Below are 15,224 nucleotides of genomic sequence, written 5' to 3'. Positions count from 1 at the left end.
ATGGTTGACGGCTGCGCCGTCATTCGCGGGCAAGCCCGCTCCCACAGAGGGTTCGGTGAACATGTGGGAGCGAGCCTGCTCGCGAAGAGGCCAGCACTGCCAACACAACTGCCGGATCAGCTCAGGCAAACCGCTTCGCCACCAAATAACCCACCGTGCAGGCAACCGCTGTCGCCACTGTCCCCCACGCCCAATCCATCAAACTCACCTGCATCGACCAATCGCGCAAGGTCGCCCAATTGGTCAGGTCATAAGTGCCGTACGCCACCAGCCCCAACAGCGCGCCCAGATTCGCCGCCCTCTGCCAGCTCAGCGCCGGCAACGCGACAAACACCCCGCAGCCAATAACGTACAGGCAATAAAAAACCGCTGCGGGCAACAGCAGCGGTTTTTCCAGCATCAGCGAACCGAGCAGTTCGCGATAGGTCGGCGCCATCAGCAGCCCGAGCCAGATGCCATCGAGCAGCAGAAACGTCAGCAGCGTTGCGACGTAAGCGATCAGCGCCTTTTTCATCGATCCAACCTCTTGTGTGGCCTGCAACATGGGCCACTCAAGGCTCAGGTTAGTTCAATGCGATCGGCGTGGATGACGATCTTGCCTTCCTTGTACAGCGAGCCGATGGCTTTCTTGAAGTTGCCCTTGCTGACGCCGAACAGGCTGCTGATCAGTGCCGGATCACTCTTGTCACTGACCGCCAGGGTGCCGTCGTTCTCGCGCAACTTGCCGAGGATCTTCGAACTCAGGCTGCTCGCCGCTTCCTGGCCGACCGGTTGCAGGCTCAGGCTGATCTTGCCGTCGGCGCGCACTTCCTTGATGAAGCCTTTCTCGCGCATGCCCGAACGCATGAACTTGAAGATCTCGTTCTTGTGGATCAGGCCCCAGTGCTTGTTGTTGATGATCGCCTTGAAGCCCATGTCGGTGGCTTCGGCTACCAGCAGATCAACTTCCTGGCCCGGGCTGTAGGTGGCCGGGGTCTTGTCCAGGTAACGATCAAGGCGTGCGGTGGCGGTGATGCGGCGCGTGTGTTTGTCGAGGTAGACGTGCACCACGCAGTATTCGCCAGCAGTCATCTGGCGCTTTTCTTCCGAGTACGGCAGCAACAGATCTTTCGGCAGGCCCCAGTCGAGGAACACGCCGATGCTGTTGACTTCAACCACTTTCAGGCTGGCAAATTCGCCGACCTGAACTTTGGGTTTTTCCGTGGTGGCGAGAAGTTTGTCTTCGCTGTCCAGATAGATGAATACGTTGAGCCAGTCTTCATCTTCGCTGGGAATATCTTTGGGGATATAACGGTTGGGCAAAAGAATTTCGCCGTCGGCACCGCCGTCCAGATATAAACCGAAGTTAGTGTGTTTAACCACTTGCAAACTGTTGTAACGCCCGACTAAAGCCATTTCCGAAACCCTCAATACGTGGGCGGCATTCTACCCGTTTTTGCCGCAGACGTCGGGCGACAGATCCTCGCAGCGGAAAATCTGCGTCAACCTGTTGATTCTGCGTGATCACTGGCCTGCGGGGTGCCGCTCGTCAGTCCGGCCCGACGCTTCACAGCCGTGCTGATTTGCCTCACCTCGATTAAATGTTCTTATTTAAAACAGCAGGTTAGCTGCTTATTACGAGTGGGCGGCCGGTAATAATGCAGCGTTACGGTTGGTTAATCCGGGGGATATTTACCAAGCTATTGTCAAGTTATTCCTGTACGATGCCTGGCCGAGTTACTTTTCTAAAGGTTAATGGCCGCCATGCGTGTAAAAGCATCCACCAGCAAAGCAAAGCCAGCTCCAGCCGTTGAAACCAGCGAATCGATCAACGATCAGATCGCAGCATTCCTCAAGTCCGGCGGCGAGATCCAGCAAATTGCCAAAGGCGTCAGTGGCCAGACATTCGGCCCGTCCAAGCAGATCAGCCTGGGCAAGAAGTAACACCGGTTTCACCCCGTCCAGAGGCGCTTTGAACTTCGAAGCGCCTGGACTGGCACCGCGCAACACCCCTTCGTTTTAAACAAAAATTCCCGAAAAACGACGAACGGCCATCAATGCCAGGCATTCGCCGGTATCCTTGCACGCGTCTAGATCAAGCGTTTCAGCAGGCCTTCGCCCTGCGCTCGCGGTTCATGGAGTGACGCATGCGCCCATTTCCCTGTTTATTGTTCGTCAGCCTGCTGTCAGGCGCGACTGCGCACGCGCAGGTTTTTCAGGGTGAACTGGGTGACTTCGATCTCAAGCTCGGCACTACGCCCAGCCGCAGCATGGCCCAGGGTCTGGTGAAACCGGCGGCGGTCGGCTCGTTCCACGGTGGCCTTGATCTGAGCCACGACAGCGGCGTGTATTTCGGCCAGTACGCGCCGAGCATGGGCATCAGCCCGGGCAAGAACCTCGAGATCGATTCCTACGTCGGCTTCAAGCAGCCGTTCGATCAGGTGCTCGGCTATGAAGTCGGGATGATCCATTACAGCTATCCCCGCGTGGACACCCTCGACAGCCAAGAGCTGTTCGGTGGCCTGACCCTGCTCGGCAGTCGCTTTGGCATTGCCCTGAGCAACGACCCGGATAAACAGAACAACACCTTGTTTGCCGACCTCACTGGCAATCAGCCGTTCGGTATTGGCGTGAGCATGAAATACACCACGCACCAGTTGAATACACCGGCGGCGGTGGACGGTGGTTACATCAGCACTTTCACTGACTGGTCGGTGAAACTGTCGCGGCCATTCATGGGCGTCGATCTTGATCTGATCTACAGCGACTCCAGCCTCAGCGGCAGTGATTGCTCGGCCTATTCCGGGCACAACAGCGAGTGTGACGGCCTCGTCACCCTCAAGGCTGTACGCACGTTCTATTGATCGGCTGAACTGCCGCGCGCATCCTGCATCACATAAGAATCAGATTTCCGACGCCAGGCTCTTGCAAGGATTTGCCATGTCTCGCTGGTTCAAACAGATTGCCGCCCTGTTGATCTTCACTCTCGCCCTCGGCGCTTGCAGCCGCGTGGGCCTGGCCTACCGCAACCTCGACGTGATTATCCCGTGGTCGCTCAGCGATTACGTGGACATGAACGGCGAGCAGAAAGACTGGTTCAGCGAACGGCTCAAGGAACACCTGAGCTGGCACTGCACCACGCAGTTACCCGGTTACCTTGACTGGCTGGACCGTTTGCAGGCCATGGTCCAGAGCAATCAGGTCAGCGACGCCGCTCTGCAGGAGCGCACCGCCGAAGCCAAACAGGCCATCGCCGAAACCGCCCGGGAAATCACCCCTTCGGCCATCGAGCTGCTGCAAGGACTGGACGATAAACAGGTGGCAGAAATGAACGAAGCGTTCGCCAAGGATTTGCGCAAACGTCAGCAGGAATACGTGAAACCGCCGCTGGCTCAGCAGATCAAGGAACGCGGCGAGCGCATGGAAAAACGCCTGAACGATTGGCTAGGCCCACTCAGTGATACACAGAAACAACGCGTCGTGGCCTGGACCAATGCCTTGGGCGACCAGAACACCCAATGGATCGCCAATCGCGCGCACTGGCAGCAACAGTTCAGCGCCGCCGTTGCGCAACGCCAAAGCGCGGAATTCCCACAACGCATCGAGACACTTCTGGTCAATCGCGAGCGGTTGTGGACAGCGGATTATCGCAAGGCCTACGCCAACACCGAAGCCCAGGCGCGCTCGCTGTTTGTCGACTTGATGGCCGAGAGCACGCCGCAACAGCGTGAGCGGTTGTTGAAGAAAATCGAGGGAGTGCGCAAAGACTTCAATGACCTCAAGTGCCTGAAGGCCGCGCAGAAACCTTGAAATCACTGGAATCCAATGTGGGAGCGAGCCTGCTCGCGAAAGCGGTGTATCAGACAGTTCAATGTCACTGACAGACCGTATTCGCGAGCAGGCTCGCTCCCACAGGGCGGATTTCGCTGGTTCAGGCGATTTGAGCCTTTGAAGCGACTTCATCAAACGTCACCTCATCCAGCGCATCCTCCTGTTCATCCAGCACCTGACGCGGATGGTCGTTGCCGGGGATGCTGCTGTCGATCAGGCTCAACAGGCTGGAGCCGCGCGGGGTGAGAATGAAGTTGTTGCCAGTACTGCCCTCGTGATCCGGCCGTGGCTCGATGAATCCGCGCTCCAGCAAGAGCTTTTCATAATCACAGGCCAGGGTTTTCAAGTGATCGAGATTGTCGATCGGCTCGCCAGCGCTGGCTTTCTCCGCCGCATAGTCTTCGGCATAAGCGCGGGGAGCGAAGCTTTGGCCAGCGCTGTTCTGCACTTCATGCAGCAAACGTTCAATCAAATCCCAGTTATAAGTCGTCATCCTGATCCAACCTCCGGTGCGGGTGATTTTGTGCCGCGTTCAAGGTTGTGACCGAAGCGCTGCGCAGCCGTTCAGCAGTATTTCCGGACCCGACCGACCGGCGGCTGTCGATTCCCTCGCACGATGAACGACTAGGCTGAAACAGCCGGTTCACCCGCAGGAGACATCGTCATGAACGTTACAAACCATCCGGTGGTATCACGCGAAGAATGGCTCGCCGCCCGCGAGCAGCATCTGGCCCACGAAAAAGCCTTCACCCGGGAACGCGATCGCCTCAGCGCCGAGCGCCGCGCCCTGCCGTGGGTGAAAGTCGACAAGGACTATCACTTCCAAGGGCCGAACGGCGAGCTCAAGCTCAACGACCTGTTTGGCACCAACAGCCAGTTGATCATCTACCATTTCATGTTTGCCAAAGGCTGGGAGCAAGGCTGCCAGGGCTGCTCGTTCCTCAGCGACCACATTGACGGCGCCAACCAGCACCTGGCCCATCACGACGTTGCAGTTGTCGCAGTTTCCCACGCGCCGTTCGACGAGTTTCAGGCATTCAAACAGCGCATGGGCTGGAAGTTCGACTGGGTCTCGTCAGAAGGTTGCGATTTCAATTACGACTTCGGCGTCTGCGCCCGGGCTGAAGACGTCGCCGAGGGCAAGGCTACCTACAACTACGAAAAGACCGACAGCGCCGAGGAAGAAATGCCGGGGCTGAGCGTGTTTTATCGCAATGACGAAGGCGAGATTTTTCACACCTATTCCACATACGCGCGCGGTCTGGACATGCTGGTTGGTGCTTACCACTATCTGGATCTGACGCCCAAGGGCAGGAATGAAGACGAGATCATGGAATGGGTGCGGCATCATGATCGGTATGACGGTGCGCCGAAGTCGGGTTGCTGCCATGCCGATTGAGGACAATCCTGGCCCCACAGTTTCTGAACTTTTACCAGGCTTCAGCCCTCAACCGTTCAACCCGCCTTAACCGGAACTGAGGCCTGCCCATGAAAACCCTGATCAAGCTGTCTCTCGCCGCCACCCTTGCCTGCGCCCTGCCCGTCTGGGCCTGCACGCCGGAAGAGGCGACGATCAAACGCGAACAACTGGCCAAGGAAGTCTCCAAGCTCACCGAGCAGAATCCGGAAAAGGCCAAGGAGATCAACGCCGAGTTGCAGAAAATGGATCTGGACACGGCCAGCGCCGATCTGCCGGACAAGTGCCAGCTGATCGATCAGCGTTTGAAGGAACTGGGGTCGGCGGAGAAGAAAGCCGACAGTTGAGGACGAAAAAAAACCGGACAATGCCCGGTTTTTTTATGCGCGTTCTTTAGCTTACTCAGCCGCAGGCTCGGCTGGCTTGCGACGCTTGAGCGGGGCCATGCCGTCGCTGCTCACCAGAGAATCCGGCTTTGGACGGTTGACGCTCTTGCGCTTGGTCGGCGTCTTGGCGGCGGTTTTCTTTTTGTCGCCCTTGGCGTCAGTCTTTTTCTTTTTCACGCCGACGGCTTTACCCGAGGCCTTGACCTTTTTCGGTCCGCCGTAGGTGCCTTTGACTTCCTTGATGGTGCGGCGCTCGAAGCTCTGCTTCAGGTAGCGCTCGATGCTCGACATCAGGTTCCAGTCGCCGTGGCAGATCAGCGAGATCGCCAGACCGTCGTTGCCGGCGCGGCCGGTACGACCGATGCGGTGCACGTATTCGTCGCCGCTGCGTGGCATGTCGAAGTTGATCACCAGATCCAGACCGTCGACGTCCAGACCACGGGCCGCAACGTCGGTCGCGACGAGGATCTTCACACCGCCCTGCTTCAGACGATCGATCGCCAGTTTGCGATCCTTCTGGTCTTTCTCGCCGTGCAGCACGAACGCTTTGTATTCCTGAGCCACGAGGCGGCCGTAGATACGGTCGGCCATGGCGCGGGTGTTGGTGAAGACAATGGCCTTCTGGTAGGTCTCGTTGGCCAGCAGCCAGTTCACAATCTGCTCTTTGTGCTGATTGTGGTCGGCGGTGATGATTTGCTGACGAGTCGTCGAGTTGAGCTGGCTGACGGCGTTGAGCTGCAGGTGCTCCGGGTTGTTCAGGACCTTGGCGATCATCTCGCGCAGGCCGGAACCGCCGGTGGTGGCGGAGAACAGCATGGTCTGCTGACGGTTCGGGCATTCATCGACCAGACGCTGCACGTCTTCGGCGAAACCCATGTCGAGCATGCGGTCGGCTTCGTCGAGGACCAGCACTTCGACTTCTTTCAGGTCGAGGTTGCCGGCATTGAGCTGCTCGATCATCCGCCCCGGGGTGCCGATGAGGATGTCCGGCACTTTGCGCAGCATGGCCGCCTGCACCTTGAAGTCTTCGCCGCCAGTGATCAGGCCGGACTTGATGAAGGTGAACTGCGAGAAGCGTTCGACTTCCTTCAAGGTCTGCTGGGCCAGTTCACGGGTCGGCAGCAGGATCAGCGTCTTGATGCTGACGCGGATCTTCGCCGGGCCGATCAGGCGATTGAGGATCGGCAGGACGAAAGCGGCGGTTTTGCCGCTACCGGTTTGCGCCGTCACCCGCAGATCACGCCCCTGGAGCGCCAGCGGGATGGCCGCGGCTTGCACTGGCGTTGGCTCGACAAATTTCAGCTCGGCCACGGCTTTGAGCAGGCGTTCGTGCAGGGCGAATTGGGAAAACACGGGTGCTACCTCGAAGATATGCAAAAAAACAGCTGCATAGGTTACCGGTTTCGAGCGCTCAGGCCGAGTTTCTTTGTGCAAACGGCGACAATCAGTGGTTTTTTTGTTGCCCGATTTGTCACTCGCTGCAATACACAGCGTCTTAAATGCTCTAATCGGCCCTCGCGTCTTACAGAAGAAATGTTCCGCTTATGGATATCAAACAGCTCTGGCTCAAAGCCCAAGGCCTCTGGGGCACGCTCGAAGAGCACCCACTTCTGCAATCGGGACTGGCGCTGCTGGTGCTGCTGGTCATTGCGCTGGTGCTCGGACGGGTGGCGCGTTACCTGATCCTGCACGCCAGCCGCATGCTCGGCCGCCAACCGGCGTTGCACTGGGTCAACGACTTTCGCCACAACAAGGTGTTTCAACGGCTGGCGCAGATGACGCCATCGCTGGTGATCCAGTTCGGCCTGCACCTGGTGCCGGAGCTGAGCAAAACCGCGATGAATTTTCTCGGCAACGTCGCCCTGGCCTTCACTATCCTGTTCCTGCTGCTGGCGGTCAGTTCCCTGCTCAACGCCCTGCTCGACATCTACGCGCGCACCGAGCATGCGCGTACACGCTCGATCAAAGGCTACGTGCAACTGGCGAAAATGGTTTTGTACGTGTTCGGCGCGATCATCATCGTCGCCACCCTGATCGACCGCTCGCCGCTGTTGCTGCTGTCGGGTCTGGGTGCGATGTCGGCGGTGATTCTGTTGGTTTACAAGGACACCCTGCTGTCGTTCGTTGCCAGCGTGCAACTGACCAGCAACGACATGCTGCGGGTCGGCGACTGGATCGAAATGCCGCAAGTCGGCGCCGATGGCGACGTGGTCGACATCACGCTGCACACGGTCAAGGTGCAGAACTTCGACAAGACGATCGTCTCGATCCCGACCTGGCGGCTGATGTCCGAGTCGTTCAAGAACTGGCGCGGCATGCAGCAGTCCGGCGGTCGGCGGATCAAACGCAGCCTGTTCATCGATGCCAGCGGCGTGCGCTTCATCCGCGACGACGAGGAAGAAAAGCTCTCCCAGGTGCACCTGCTGACCGACTACATGGGCCGCAAGAAAGCCGAGCTCAAAGCCTGGAACGAAGCGCAGGGCAATGTCGCCGCCATGTCGGCCAACCGCCGCCGCATGACCAACATCGGCACCTTTCGCGCGTACGCACTGGCGTATTTGAAGAGTCACCCGGAGATTCAGCCGAACATGACCTGCATGGTCCGGCAGATGCAGACCACCGCGCAGGGCATTCCGCTGGAAATCTACTGCTTCACCCGCACCACGGTGTGGGCCGATTACGAGCGGATTCAGGGGGATATTTTCGATTACCTGCTGGCGGTGCTGCCGGAGTTCGGGCTGAGCCTGTATCAGCAGCCGAGTGGCGGGGATTTGCGCGCCGGGTTGCTGCCGGCGGTGTTGGGCTCGGCGAGTATTGCGGAGCCGGAAAAACACCTGATGTAACCCAAGATCCAATGTGGGAGCGAGCCTGCTCGCGAATGCAATGTGTCAGTCGCCCCATACTTATCTGAGCCAGCGCCTTCGCGAGCAGGCTCGCTCCCACAAGGGTTATGCGGCGACCGCGGATTTGCGGATACCCAACCGGCTGATCCACACAGCCGCCAGAATCACACCCCCGCCAAGGAACAACCGCCCCAGTTCCTCATGCTGATTCCAGATCAGCAGATTCAACAGCAGCCCCACCGGCACATGCAGGTTGTTCATCACCGCCAGGGTACCGCCGTTGACCATGCACGCGCCCTTGTTCCACCAGTACAGACCCAGCGCCGTCGACACCAGTCCGAGAAACAGCAACACCGCCCATTGCAGCGGCGCTTCCGGCAGGAAGTTCGACTTGCCGAACAACAGGAACGCTGGCAGCACAACCGCCAACGCGCCCAGGTAGAAATAACCGAAACGGCGGTAATGCGGCAGATCGCTCGGATGCTTGGCCACCAGATGCTTGTACATCACTTGCCCGGCGGCGTAGGTGAAGTTGGCCAGTTGCAGCAGCAGAAAGCCCATGAAAAAGTCGGGACTGATGCTGTCGAAGCGAATCACCGCCGCACCGCCTACTGCCACCAGCGCAGCAATCAATGCCCACGGATTAAAGCGACGGTTCAGCGCGTCTTCGATCAACGTCACATGCAGCGGCGTAAGAATGGTGAACAGCAAAACCTCCGGCACCGTCAGCACGCGGAAGCTCAGGTACAGGCAGACGTAAGTCACACCGAACTGCAACGCGCCGATCAGCAACATGCCACGCATGAACGCCGGCTCCACCGAACGCCAGCGCGTCAGCGGAATAAACACCAGTCCGGCCAGCACCACACGCACCAGCACCGCGAAGTAACTGTCGACATGCCCGGCCAGGTATTCGCCGATCAGACTGAAGGAAAACGCCTGGATCAGCGTCACAAAAAGTAGATAGCCCATGTTCGCCTCGAAAATCGAATGGCGGCGACGATAGCGGGTTTTGCCGCTCACTGCGAATAGCCGGAAACACAAATAACCGGTGGGAGCGAGCCTGCTCGCGAAGGCAGCGTGTCAGACGGCAGATACTTTTCTGAGACACCGCTTTCGCGAGCAGGCTCGCTCCCACAAGGAGTCATGTGTTGTTCGTCAAATCGCAGACAAAAAAAAGCCCGATCTCGCTAAAGCGTTCAATCGGGCTACAGCACTCAGGAGCAAAAGTGCAAAGGGAGGTTCGATGCGCGTGGAACCTTGAAGGGGTTGCGCCAGGTCACTTAAACAATCGGCGATTATCTGGCGATTAACCGATCAAGCGACCTGAGACAGTTTGGCGTTGGCCTGATTCAGGCCCTTCTCCTGGAAGTCACCGCCCAGGTTCATGCCCTCAGCATGGATAAAGGTCACGTCGTTGATCCCGATGAAACCCATCACCTGACGCAGGTACGGTTCCTGATGATCCGCCGGGCCACCGGCATACACGCCACCGCGAGCAGTCAGGACAAAGGCGCGCTTGCCGTTGAGCAGACCTTGCGGACCGGTTTCGGTGTACTTGAAGGTCACCCCGGCGCGCAGCACATGATCGAGCCAGGCCTTGAGCGTGCTCGGGATCGCAAAGTTGTACATCGGTGCAGCCATCACCAGCACGTCGGCGGCAAGCAGCTCATCAGTCAATTGGTTGGAGCGGTCCAGGGACGCCTGTTCGCTGTCGTTGCGCTGTTCGGCGGGCTTCATCCAGCCACCCAGCAAGTTGGCGTCCAGATGCGGCACCGGGTTCGCGGCGAGGTCACGCACGGTGATCTGATCGGCAGGGTGCGCGGCTTTCCACTGAGCGATGAAGGTCTGGGTCAGTTGACGGGAAACCGAGTCTTGCTGGCGGGCACTGCTTTCGATGATCAGAACGCGGGACATGGTGTGTAGCCTCCATCCGAATATGTTGTAAGTCGATGGAGTGAAGGTTAAACAGAGTCGAATCGATGAAAAAGCGCAAATAATTGCTGCAAAGCATCGAATAATTAGTTTAGATGCTGACACATACCCTGTGGGAGCGAGCTTGCTCGCGAATTGGCCGTATCAGTCGACATCATTGTTGAATGACATACCGCTTTCGCGAGCAAGCTCGCTCCCACAACGGTTCGCGGTGCTATTTCGGGGTGCAGGTCAGTTTGATGCGCAGCTTGATGATCTCGCGGGTGAACTTGGCCGTGGCGTTTTTATGCTTGCCGGCCGGCACATCGATGCTGCGCGTGCGCGGTGCTTCCGGGCCGTTGCTGAACACCGCACGGCAGGTCGCGTCGACATCACCGTAGTTGGCCACACGGATCGAGCCGATGTCGTTGTCCGTGTCGTAAGTCTCGTAGTCGATCTTCATGCCGTTGAGATCCTTTTGCACATCGATCGGATAGGCAAACGCGGTCAACGGCAGCAGCGCCAGCACCACACAACAGAATTTTTTCATTCGGCAGTCTCCATGAGGGACGGCCAGCTTAGGACAAGAGGAGCTATTGATGAAAGCGCCCCGCGTGACCCTTGATCAATGGCGAACGTTGCAGGCCGTGGTCGACCACGGCGGATTCGCCCAGGCCGCCGAGGCCCTGCACCGTTCGCAATCGTCGGTGAGCTACACCGTCGCCCGCATGCAGGATCAGCTCGGCGTGCCATTGCTGCGCATCGACGGGCGCAAAGCCGTGCTCACCGAGGCCGGCGGCGTATTGCTGCGCCGTTCGCGGCAATTGGTCAAACAGGCCAGCCAACTCGAAGACCTCGCCCATCACATGGAGCAAGGCTGGGAAGCGGAAGTGCGGCTGGTGGTCGATGCGGCCTACCCGAGCGCGCGGATCGTCCGCGCCCTGACCGCGTTCATGCCGCAGAGTCGCGGCTGCCGCGTGCGTCTGCGCGAGGAAGTGTTGTCGGGGGTCGAGGAAGTGCTGCTCGAAGGCGTGGCGGACCTGGCGATCACCGGCCTGAGCATTCCGGGCTACCTGGGTGCGGAGTTGAGCGATGTCGAGTTCGTCGCCGTTGCCCACCCTGATCACCCGCTGCATCGGCTCAATCGCGAGCTGAGCTTTCAGGATCTGGAAACCCAGATGCAAGTGGTGATCCGCGACTCCGGCCGCCAGCAGCCGCGCGATGTCGGCTGGCTCGGCGCCGAACAGCGCTGGACCGTCGGCAGCCTCGCCACCGCCGCGACCTTTGTCAGCAGCGGCCTGGGTTTTGCCTGGCTACCGCGGCACATGATCGACCGCGAATTGAAGGATGGTTCGCTCAAGCTGCTACCGTTGGACCGAGGCGGCAGCCGCAATTCGAGTTTCTATCTGTATTCGAACAAGGACAAACCCCTGGGCCCGGCCACGCAAATCCTTATCGAACTGCTGCGCACCTTCGACACCTTGCCGCTGGACGCACCGTTTGCCGCCCCCGAACAAGCCTGACACGGAGTTCACCGATGGCGTATTTCGAGCACGAAGGTTGCAACCTGCACTACGAGGAATATGGCCACGGTGCGCCGTTGCTGCTGGTTCACGGGCTCGGCTCGAGCACCCTGGACTGGGAAATGCAGATCCCCGCGCTGGCCGCGCACTACCGGGTGATCGTCCCGGACATACGCGGCCACGGGCGCTCGGACAAACCCCGCGAGCGCTACAGCATCGCCGGGTTCAGCGCCGACCTGCTGGCCTTGATCGAACACCTGCGCCTCGGCCCGGTACACTACGTCGGGCTGTCGATGGGCGGGATGATCGGTTTTCAGCTGGCTGTCGATCAGCCGCAAGCGCTCAAGAGCCTGACCATCGTCAATAGCGCGCCACAGGTCAAATTGCGCAGCCGCGATGATTATTGGCAGTGGTTCAAACGCTGGAGCCTGATGCGCCTGCTCAACCTGGAAACCATCGGCAAAGCCCTCGGCAGCAAACTTTTCCCCAAGCCGGAACAGGCCGATCTGCGACGGAAAATGGCCGAACGCTGGGCAAAAAACGACAAACGTGCTTATCTCGCCAGCTTCGATGCGATCGTGGGCTGGGGCGTTCAGGAACGACTTTCCCGGGTGTCCTGTCCAACGCTCGTCATCAGCGCCGACCGTGACTACACACCGGTGGCGTTAAAGGAAACCTATGTAAAACTGCTGCCGGATGCGCGGCTGGTGGTCATTGACGACTCGCGCCATGCCACCCCGCTCGATCAACCCGAACGCTTCAATCACACGCTGCTGGATTTTCTCGCCACAGCCGACCTTCACTCTCAGGATCACTGACCCATGCTGAAAAAACTCGCCCTCGCCGCCGGCTCCGTACTGTTTGCCGCCAACCTGATGGCTGCTACCCCGGCCAAGGCGCCCCACGTGCTGCTGGACACCACCAACGGCCAGATCGAAATCGAACTGGACCCGGTCAAGGCACCGATCAGCACGAAGAACTTCCTTGAATACGTCGACAGCGGTTTCTACAACAACACCATTTTCCACCGCGTGATCCCGGGCTTCATGGCTCAGGGCGGCGGCTTCACCCAGCAGATGCAACAGAAAGAAACCAAGGCGCCGATCAAGAACGAGGCCAGCAATGGCCTGCACAACGTTCGCGGCACCCTGTCGATGGCGCGTACTTCCAACCCTGATTCAGCGACCAGCCAGTTCTTCATCAACGTTGCCGACAACGCATTCCTCGACCCGGGTCGCGACGCCGGTTACGCGGTGTTCGCCAAAGTGGTCAAGGGCATGGACGTCGTGGACATCATCGTCAACTCGCAGACCACCACCAAACAAGGCATGCAGAATGTGCCTGTCGACCCTGTGATCATCAAGTCGGCCAAGCGCATCGACTGAGTTTCGCTGGGCATATCGAGCGGCGCCGGGCTGAGCCTGCGCCGCTCGCACTGATAAAAGGAGAGCCCGGATTCCGGGCGGTTATCTGATGCTCTATCGCCGTTTCGAACAACTGATCGATATCTTCCGCGACGCCCCGACGGCGTCTCCGCCGGACCGCGTCTGGCCCTTCTACGTCTATTACCTGAAGCAGGTCTGGCCGAGTTTCGCTGCCCTGCTCGTCATCGGCCTGTTTGCCTCATTGATCGAAGTAGCGCTGTTCAGCTACCTGAGCCGCATCATCGATCTGGCGCAAGGCACGCCCAACCCGAATTTCTTCAGCGACCACGCCCTCGAATTGACCTGGATGCTGGTGGTCGCTCTGGTGCTGCGACCGATCTTCTTTGCCCTGCACGACCTGCTGGTGCATCAGACCCTGAGCCCCGGCATGACCAGCATGATCCGCTGGCAGAACCACAGTTACGTGCTCAAGCAGAGCCTGAATTTCTTCCAGAACGACTTCGCCGGGCGCATCGCCCAGCGCATCATGCAGACCGGCAACTCGCTGCGCGATTCCGCCGTGCAAGCGGTGGATGCACTGTGGCACGTGGTGATCTATGCGATCAGCTCGCTGGTGCTGTTCGCCGAGGCCGACTGGCGCCTGATGATCCCGTTGCTGACCTGGATCGTCGCCTACATCGGCGCGCTGTATTACTTCGTGCCGCGCGTGAAAGAGCGTTCGGTCGAAGCCTCTGACGCGCGCTCGAAATTGATGGGCCGTATCGTCGACGGCTACACCAACATCGCCACGCTGAAACTGTTTGCCCACACCAACTTCGAACAGCACTACGCCAAGGAAGCCATCGAAGAACAGACCGTCAAAGCGCAAATGGCCGGTCGCGTGGTGACCAGCATGGACGTGGCGATCACTACCATGAACGGCCTGCTGATCGTCGGCACCACGGCGCTGGCGTTGTGGCTGTGGACGCAGTCGCTGATCACCGTCGGCGCGATTGCCCTGGCCACCGGCCTGGTGATTCGTATCGTCAACATGTCCGGCTGGATCATGTGGGTAGTCACCGGCATTTTCGAAAACATCGGCATGGTCCAGGATGGTCTGCGCACCATCTCGCAACCGGTCAGCGTCACCGACCGCGAGCAGGCCAAACCGCTGGCCGTGGCCTCGGGCGAAGTGCGTTTCGAGCACGTGGATTTTCACTACGGCAAGAAGAGAGGCATCATCGGCGACCTCAATCTGACGATAAAACCGGGGGAGAAAATCGGCTTGATCGGCCCGTCCGGCGCCGGCAAATCAACCTTGGTCAACCTGTTGCTGCGCCTGTACGACGTCGAGGGCGGGCGCATCCTGATCGACGGGCAGAACATCGCCGAAGTCGGCCAGGAAAGCCTGCGTGCGCGGATCGGCATGATCACTCAGGACACCTCCCTGTTGCACCGCTCGATCCGCGACAACTTGCTCTACGGCAAACCCGACGCCACCGACGCCGAACTGTGGGAGGCGGTGCACAAGGCTCGCGCCGATGAGTTCATTCCACTGCTGTCCGACGCTGAAGGCCGCAGCGGTTTCGACGCGCATGTCGGCGAGCGCGGGGTGAAACTCTCGGGCGGTCAGCGCCAGCGCATCGCGATTGCGCGGGTGCTGCTCAAGGACGCGCCGATCCTGATCATGGACGAAGCCACCTCGGCACTGGATTCGGAAGTCGAAGCGGCGATTCAGGAAAGCCTCGAGACCTTGATGCAGGGCAAAACCGTGATCGCCATCGCCCACCGTCTCTCGACCATCGCGCGCATGGACCGTCTGGTGGTGCTGGAAAACGGCAAGATCGCCGAGAGCGGCACCCACGCCGAACTGCTCGCCCATCGTGGTTTGTATGCACGGTTGTGGGCGCACCAGACCGGCGGCTTTGTCGGCATCGATTGATGCTTGGCGGTGTGGTGAAAAGACT

The 15,224-nt window shown here is 59.3% G+C and carries 17 protein-coding genes; 10 read left to right on the top strand and 7 right to left on the bottom strand.

Annotation, left to right across the window (positions count from 1 at the left end):
• Positions 1-121 precede the first annotated feature (121 nt).
• Both OC605_RS14770 and OC605_RS14765 read right to left on the bottom strand, forming a co-directional pair.
• Positions 122-514, bottom strand: a complete 393-nt coding sequence (locus OC605_RS14770) for a DUF2177 family protein (RefSeq protein ID WP_262137891.1) — start codon at positions 512-514, stop codon at positions 122-124.
• A gap of 44 nt (positions 515-558) precedes the next feature.
• Positions 559-1,395, bottom strand: coding sequence for a S1 RNA-binding domain-containing protein (locus OC605_RS14765; RefSeq protein WP_016771157.1), 837 nt, complete (start codon positions 1,393-1,395; stop codon positions 559-561).
• Between the two features lie 339 nt (positions 1,396-1,734).
• On the opposite strand from OC605_RS14765, the gene OC605_RS14760 reads away from it, so the two are divergent.
• From OC605_RS14760 to OC605_RS14750, 3 genes are all read left to right on the top strand, one after another.
• Positions 1,735-1,923 (top strand): hypothetical protein, encoded by a 189-nt coding sequence (locus OC605_RS14760; RefSeq protein ID WP_016985943.1) that lies wholly within the window; start codon positions 1,735-1,737, stop codon positions 1,921-1,923.
• 203 nt (positions 1,924-2,126) lie between these two features.
• On the top strand, positions 2,127-2,843 hold the full coding sequence (locus OC605_RS14755; RefSeq protein ID WP_262137890.1) for a TorF family putative porin: 717 nt from the start codon (positions 2,127-2,129) through the stop codon (positions 2,841-2,843).
• Positions 2,844-2,919: 76 nt separating this feature from the next.
• The gene (locus OC605_RS14750) at positions 2,920-3,789 is read left to right on the top strand and encodes a DUF6279 family lipoprotein (RefSeq protein WP_262137888.1); all 870 of its coding nucleotides are present in this window, start codon (positions 2,920-2,922) and stop codon (positions 3,787-3,789) included.
• Between the two features lie 121 nt (positions 3,790-3,910).
• On the opposite strand, the gene OC605_RS14745 is transcribed toward OC605_RS14750, so the two are convergent.
• Positions 3,911-4,303, bottom strand: coding sequence for a transcriptional regulator (locus tag OC605_RS14745; RefSeq protein ID WP_262137887.1), 393 nt, complete (start codon positions 4,301-4,303; stop codon positions 3,911-3,913).
• Between the two features lie 171 nt (positions 4,304-4,474).
• Here OC605_RS14745 and OC605_RS14740 point away from each other — a divergent pair, with 171 nt between their 5' ends.
• Both OC605_RS14740 and OC605_RS14735 read left to right on the top strand, forming a co-directional pair.
• Positions 4,475-5,209: a DUF899 domain-containing protein gene (locus OC605_RS14740; protein ID WP_262137886.1), complete on the top strand. Its 735-nt coding sequence runs from the start codon at positions 4,475-4,477 to the stop codon at positions 5,207-5,209.
• A gap of 89 nt (positions 5,210-5,298) precedes the next feature.
• Positions 5,299-5,574 carry a hypothetical protein gene (locus OC605_RS14735; protein WP_262137885.1) on the top strand — a complete coding sequence of 92 codons (276 nt, stop codon included), beginning with the start codon at positions 5,299-5,301 and terminating at the stop codon, positions 5,572-5,574.
• Between the two features lie 51 nt (positions 5,575-5,625).
• Here the strand turns inward: OC605_RS14735 and OC605_RS14730 are convergent, their stop codons facing one another.
• Positions 5,626-6,966 (bottom strand): DEAD/DEAH box helicase, encoded by a 1,341-nt coding sequence (locus OC605_RS14730; protein WP_024012040.1) that lies wholly within the window; start codon positions 6,964-6,966, stop codon positions 5,626-5,628.
• A gap of 191 nt (positions 6,967-7,157) precedes the next feature.
• On the opposite strand from OC605_RS14730, the gene OC605_RS14725 reads away from it, so the two are divergent.
• Positions 7,158-8,456 (top strand): mechanosensitive ion channel family protein, encoded by a 1,299-nt coding sequence (locus tag OC605_RS14725; RefSeq protein WP_262137883.1) that lies wholly within the window; start codon positions 7,158-7,160, stop codon positions 8,454-8,456.
• A gap of 105 nt (positions 8,457-8,561) precedes the next feature.
• On the opposite strand, the gene OC605_RS14720 is transcribed toward OC605_RS14725, so the two are convergent.
• The 3 genes from OC605_RS14720 to OC605_RS14710 form a co-directional block, all read right to left on the bottom strand.
• Entirely contained in the window at positions 8,562-9,428 is an 867-nt protein-coding gene (locus tag OC605_RS14720) for a carboxylate/amino acid/amine transporter (RefSeq protein WP_186568394.1), read from the bottom strand.
• A gap of 345 nt (positions 9,429-9,773) precedes the next feature.
• On the bottom strand, positions 9,774-10,373 hold the full coding sequence (locus OC605_RS14715) for an FMN-dependent NADH-azoreductase (RefSeq protein ID WP_073472882.1): 600 nt from the start codon (positions 10,371-10,373) through the stop codon (positions 9,774-9,776).
• Between the two features lie 232 nt (positions 10,374-10,605).
• On the bottom strand, positions 10,606-10,920 hold the full coding sequence (locus OC605_RS14710; RefSeq protein WP_016771198.1) for a hypothetical protein: 315 nt from the start codon (positions 10,918-10,920) through the stop codon (positions 10,606-10,608).
• Between the two features lie 49 nt (positions 10,921-10,969).
• Between OC605_RS14710 and OC605_RS14705 the strand changes: the two genes are divergently transcribed.
• The 4 genes from OC605_RS14705 (at position 10,970) to OC605_RS14690 (ending at position 15,199) form a co-directional block, all read left to right on the top strand.
• Positions 10,970-11,893, top strand: coding sequence for a LysR family transcriptional regulator (locus OC605_RS14705; protein ID WP_016771199.1), 924 nt, complete (start codon positions 10,970-10,972; stop codon positions 11,891-11,893).
• Between the two features lie 14 nt (positions 11,894-11,907).
• Entirely contained in the window at positions 11,908-12,711 is an 804-nt protein-coding gene (locus OC605_RS14700; RefSeq protein ID WP_125925318.1) for an alpha/beta fold hydrolase, read from the top strand.
• 3 nt (positions 12,712-12,714) lie between these two features.
• On the top strand, positions 12,715-13,278 hold the full coding sequence (locus tag OC605_RS14695) for a peptidylprolyl isomerase (protein WP_016771201.1): 564 nt from the start codon (positions 12,715-12,717) through the stop codon (positions 13,276-13,278).
• An 88-nt stretch (positions 13,279-13,366) separates the two neighbouring features.
• Positions 13,367-15,199 (top strand): ABC transporter ATP-binding protein, encoded by a 1,833-nt coding sequence (locus OC605_RS14690; RefSeq protein WP_071174707.1) that lies wholly within the window; start codon positions 13,367-13,369, stop codon positions 15,197-15,199.
• Positions 15,200-15,224: the final 25 nt, after the last annotated feature.

The sequence above is a fragment of the Pseudomonas sp. Marseille-Q5117 genome (assembly GCF_946901175.1).
Classification (GTDB): Bacteria; Pseudomonadota; Gammaproteobacteria; order Pseudomonadales; family Pseudomonadaceae; genus Aquipseudomonas; species Aquipseudomonas iranensis.
This window is presented reverse-complemented; position numbering and strand designations above follow the sequence as displayed.

What these genes read in the sequence shown, in the direction of transcription:
- OC605_RS14770 (WP_262137891.1), bottom strand. Translation starts at nt 514, where the DNA reads ATGAAAAAGGCGCTGATCGCTTACGTCGCAACGCTGCTGACGTTTCTG.
- OC605_RS14765 (WP_016771157.1), bottom strand. Translation starts at nt 1,395, where the DNA reads ATGGCTTTAGTCGGGCGTTACAACAGTTTGCAAGTGGTTAAACACACT.
- OC605_RS14760 (WP_016985943.1), top strand. Translation starts at nt 1,735, where the DNA reads ATGGCCGCCATGCGTGTAAAAGCATCCACCAGCAAAGCAAAGCCAGCT.
- OC605_RS14755 (WP_262137890.1), top strand. Translation starts at nt 2,127, where the DNA reads ATGCGCCCATTTCCCTGTTTATTGTTCGTCAGCCTGCTGTCAGGCGCG.
- OC605_RS14750 (WP_262137888.1), top strand. Translation starts at nt 2,920, where the DNA reads ATGTCTCGCTGGTTCAAACAGATTGCCGCCCTGTTGATCTTCACTCTC.
- OC605_RS14745 (WP_262137887.1), bottom strand. Translation starts at nt 4,303, where the DNA reads ATGACGACTTATAACTGGGATTTGATTGAACGTTTGCTGCATGAAGTG.
- OC605_RS14740 (WP_262137886.1), top strand. Translation starts at nt 4,475, where the DNA reads ATGAACGTTACAAACCATCCGGTGGTATCACGCGAAGAATGGCTCGCC.
- OC605_RS14735 (WP_262137885.1), top strand. Translation starts at nt 5,299, where the DNA reads ATGAAAACCCTGATCAAGCTGTCTCTCGCCGCCACCCTTGCCTGCGCC.
- OC605_RS14725 (WP_262137883.1), top strand. Translation starts at nt 7,158, where the DNA reads ATGGATATCAAACAGCTCTGGCTCAAAGCCCAAGGCCTCTGGGGCACG.
- OC605_RS14720 (WP_186568394.1), bottom strand. Translation starts at nt 9,428, where the DNA reads ATGGGCTATCTACTTTTTGTGACGCTGATCCAGGCGTTTTCCTTCAGT.
- OC605_RS14715 (WP_073472882.1), bottom strand. Translation starts at nt 10,373, where the DNA reads ATGTCCCGCGTTCTGATCATCGAAAGCAGTGCCCGCCAGCAAGACTCG.
- OC605_RS14710 (WP_016771198.1), bottom strand. Translation starts at nt 10,920, where the DNA reads ATGAAAAAATTCTGTTGTGTGGTGCTGGCGCTGCTGCCGTTGACCGCG.
- OC605_RS14705 (WP_016771199.1), top strand. Translation starts at nt 10,970, where the DNA reads ATGAAAGCGCCCCGCGTGACCCTTGATCAATGGCGAACGTTGCAGGCC.
- OC605_RS14700 (WP_125925318.1), top strand. Translation starts at nt 11,908, where the DNA reads ATGGCGTATTTCGAGCACGAAGGTTGCAACCTGCACTACGAGGAATAT.
- OC605_RS14695 (WP_016771201.1), top strand. Translation starts at nt 12,715, where the DNA reads ATGCTGAAAAAACTCGCCCTCGCCGCCGGCTCCGTACTGTTTGCCGCC.
- OC605_RS14690 (WP_071174707.1), top strand. Translation starts at nt 13,367, where the DNA reads ATGCTCTATCGCCGTTTCGAACAACTGATCGATATCTTCCGCGACGCC.